The organism is Vreelandella sp. L-15 (assembly GCF_056857635.1).
The window spans coordinates 1-3,879 of the sequence record NZ_JBSXNN010000063.1; the positions used below are offsets into that span (position 1 = coordinate 1).

Consider the following 3,879-nt stretch of genomic DNA (forward strand, 5'->3'; position numbering starts at 1 on the left):
CATGGGAGTGGACTGCACCAGAAGTGGTTAGCCTAACGCAAGAGGGCGATCACCACGGTGTGGTTCATGACTGGGGTGAAGTCGTAACAAGGTAGCCGTAGGGGAACCTGCGGCTGGATCACCTCCTTAAACGATGCATCATCCCTCGCGGTAAGCGCTCACAATGAATTACCTGATCAGATAGTAGAGCAAACGGTTGATGCATGATCCCCTCTTGGGTCTGTAGCTCAGTTGGTTAGAGCGCACCCCTGATAAGGGTGAGGTCGGCAGTTCAAGTCTGCCCAGACCCACCAAATTCCTGTGATGCGGTGTTAAAACACTTCTCGTATAACGTGATTATGCGTTGAGGTACTTTTCTCGTCTTACGGAAATTTATACAAGAGGTTGGTTTTGCAAGAAAACAATGGGGCCATAGCTCAGCTGGGAGAGCGCCTGCCTTGCACGCAGGAGGTCAGCGGTTCGATCCCGCTTGGCTCCACCATTATCTTCTTGTTTTTTAGATAAACCCCGTTTGTGATTGTTTCGTGACCATTGATAAGCACGACGTAATACGTCTTCTTATCACTGTTCATTGAACAGCTGCTCTTTAACAATGTATATCATGCTGACATGAACGTTTTAAACGTTCATACGTAATTGTTAAGTGATACGTCTCAAGCGTATCCGGCAATCGTTATCATTGCGAGATACCAGACCCCTTCGGGTTATAGGGTCAAGCAATGAAGCGCACACGGTGGATGCCTAGGCAGTCAGAGGCGATGAAAGACGTGGTAGCCTGCGATAAGGTTCGGTGAGGTGGCAAACAACCTGTGACCCGGACATCTCTGAATGGGGAAACCCACTCATCAACAGATGAGTATCTTACGCTGAATATATAGGCGTAAGAGGCGAACCAGGGGAACTGAAACATCTAAGTACCCTGAGGAAAAGAAATCAACCGAGATTCCCCTAGTAGCGGCGAGCGAACGGGGACCAGCCCTTAAGCGTGTGACGGATTAGACGAACAGACTGGGAAGTCTGGCCATAGCGGGTGATAGCCCCGTAGTCGAAAATCTGATCACGTGAAATCGAGTAGGTCGGGGCACGAGAAACCTTGACTGAAGACGGGGGGACCATCCTCCAAGGCTAAATACTCCTGACTGACCGATAGTGAACCAGTACCGTGAGGGAAAGGCGAAAAGAACCCCGGAGAGGGGAGTGAAATAGATCCTGAAACCGTGTGCGTACAAGCAGTAGGAGCCCACTTGTTGGGTGACTGCGTACCTTTTGTATAATGGGTCAGCGACTTATATTCAGTGGCGAGGTTAACCGTATAGGGGAGCCGTAGGGAAACCGAGTCTTAACTGGGCGACACAGTCGCTGGATATAGACCCGAAACCGAGCGATCTATCCATGAGCAGGGTGAAGGTTGAGTAACATCAACTGGAGGCCCGAACCAGGATCTGTTGAAAAAGATTTGGATGACTTGTGGATCGGAGTGAAAGGCTAATCAAGCTCGGAGATAGCTGGTTCTCCTCGAAAGCTATTTAGGTAGCGCCTCACGTATCACCGCCGGGGGTAGAGCACTGTTTCGGCTAGGGGGTCATCCCGACTTACCAACCCGAGGCAAACTCCGAATACCGGTGAGTGCCAGCGTGGGAGACACACGGCGGGTGCTAACGTCCGTCGTGAAAAGGGAAACAACCCAGACCGTCAGCTAAGGTCCCCAAATCCTGGTTAAGTGGGAAACGATGTGGGAAGGCTCAGACAGCTAGGAGGTTGGCTTAGAAGCAGCCATCCTTTAAAGAAAGCGTAATAGCTCACTAGTCGAGTCGGCCTGCGCGGAAGATGTAACGGGGCTAAACCAGGTACCGAAGCTACGGGTTCACACTCTGTGTGAGCGGTAGAGGAGCGTCGTGTAAGCCGATGAAGGTGTGTTGAGAAGCATGCTGGAGGTATCACGAGTGCGAATGCTGACATGAGTAACGATAAAGGGAGTGAAAAACTCCCTCGCCGGAAGACCAAGGGTTTCTGTTCGACGCTAATCGGAGCAGAGTGAGTCGGCCCCTAAGGCGAGGCCGAAAGGCGTAGTCGATGGGAAACGGGTCAATATTCCCGTACCGGACATGATTGCGATGGGGGGACGGAGAAGGCTAGGTGAGCCAGGCGTTGGTTGTCCTGGTGAAAGTGAGTAGGCTTGGGTCTTAGGTAAATCCGGGACCCTTCAAGGCCGAGACACGAAACGAAGACACTACGGTGTCGAAGTCATTGATGCCACGCTTCCAGGAAAAGCCTCTAAGCTTCAGATCATGTGCGACCGTACCCCAAACCGACACAGGTGGTCAGGGTGAGAATCCCAAGGCGCTTGAGAGAACTCGGGTGAAGGAACTAGGCAAAATGGTGCCGTAACTTCGGGAGAAGGCACGCCGGCGTAGGGTGACGAGACTTGCTCTCCAAGCCCGAACCGGTCGAAGATACCAGGTGGCTGCAACTGTTTAGTAAAAACACAGCACTCTGCTAACGCGCAAGCGGACGTATAGGGTGTGACGCCTGCCCGGTGCCGGAAGGTTAAGTGATGGTGTTAGGATTCGTCCGAAGCTCTTGATCGAAGCCCCGGTAAACGGCGGCCGTAACTATAACGGTCCTAAGGTAGCGAAATTCCTTGTCGGGTAAGTTCCGACCTGCACGAATGGCGTAATGATGGCCACGCTGTCTCCACCCGAGACTCAGTGAAATTGAAATCGCCGTGAAGATGCGGTGTACCCGCGGCTAGACGGAAAGACCCCGTGAACCTTTACTATAGCTTCACACTGGACGCTGATGTTGCCTGTGTAGGATAGCTGGGAGGCTTAGAAACCCGGACGCCAGTTCGGGTGGAGCCAACCTTGAAATACCAGCCTGGCATCATTGGCGTTCTCACTCAGGTCCGTGATCCGGATCGAGGACAGTGTGTGGTGGGTAGTTTGACTGGGGCGGTCTCCTCCCAAAGAGTAACGGAGGAGCACGAAGGTACCCTCAGCACGGTCGGACATCGTGCAATGAGTGCAAGAGCATAAGGGTGCTTGACTGCGAGACAGACACGTCGAGCAGGTGCGAAAGCAGGTTCTAGTGATCCGGTGGTTCTGTATGGAAGGGCCATCGCTCAACGGATAAAAGGTACTCCGGGGATAACAGGCTGATACCGCCCAAGAGTTCACATCGACGGCGGTGTTTGGCACCTCGATGTCGGCTCATCACATCCTGGGGCTGAAGTCGGTCCCAAGGGTATGGCTGTTCGCCATTTAAAGTGGTACGCGAGCTGGGTTTAGAACGTCGTGAGACAGTTCGGTCCCTATCTGCCGTGGGCGTTGGATGTTTGAGAAGAGCTGCTCCTAGTACGAGAGGACCGGAGTGGACGACCCTCTGGTGTTCCGGTTGTCACGCCAGTGGCATTGCCGGGTAGCTATGGTCGGACGGGATAACCGCTGAAAGCATCTAAGCGGGAAGCCCCCTTCAAGATGAGACATCCCTGAGACCTCGAGTCTCCTAAAGGGCCCAGCGAGACCAGCTGGTTGATAGGCACGGTGTGGAAGCGCTGCAAGGCGTTGAGCTAACGTGTACTAATGGCCCGTGAGGCTTGACCCTATAACACCCAAGGGGTCTGGTCGCAGTGATAACGAAGAGTGTGAACGCACTCAGAACACCGGATACGCAGCAGTAAGCCAAGGCGCTTGCTGACAAGAGACGATCACACAACACGTCAATGACGCCCAGCATGATATGCATTACCCGTTACGCCTGACGACCATAGCGAGCGTGAACCACCTGATCCCATGCCGAACTCAGCAGTGAAACCGCTTAGCGCCGATGGTAGTGTGGGGTCTCCCCATGCGAGAGTAGGTCATCGTCAGGCACTTATAC

General features: G+C 53.3%; 2 tRNA genes and 3 rRNA genes. All 5 read left to right on the forward strand.

What is annotated here, in order from left to right:
• A 16S ribosomal RNA gene (locus tag AC13CY_RS09355) occupies positions 1 to 129 on the forward strand; the annotation flags it as partial.
• An 87-nt stretch (positions 130 to 216) separates the two neighbouring features.
• Positions 217 to 293: transfer RNA gene (locus AC13CY_RS09360), tRNA-Ile, on the forward strand.
• A gap of 112 nt (positions 294 to 405) precedes the next feature.
• Positions 406 to 481: transfer RNA gene (locus AC13CY_RS09365), tRNA-Ala, on the forward strand.
• Positions 482 to 710: 229 nt separating this feature from the next.
• Positions 711 to 3,603: ribosomal RNA gene (locus tag AC13CY_RS09370) — 23S ribosomal RNA — on the forward strand.
• Positions 3,604 to 3,755: 152 nt separating this feature from the next.
• A 5S ribosomal RNA gene (gene rrf, locus AC13CY_RS09375) occupies positions 3,756 to 3,871 on the forward strand.
• Positions 3,872 to 3,879 lie beyond the last annotated feature (8 nt).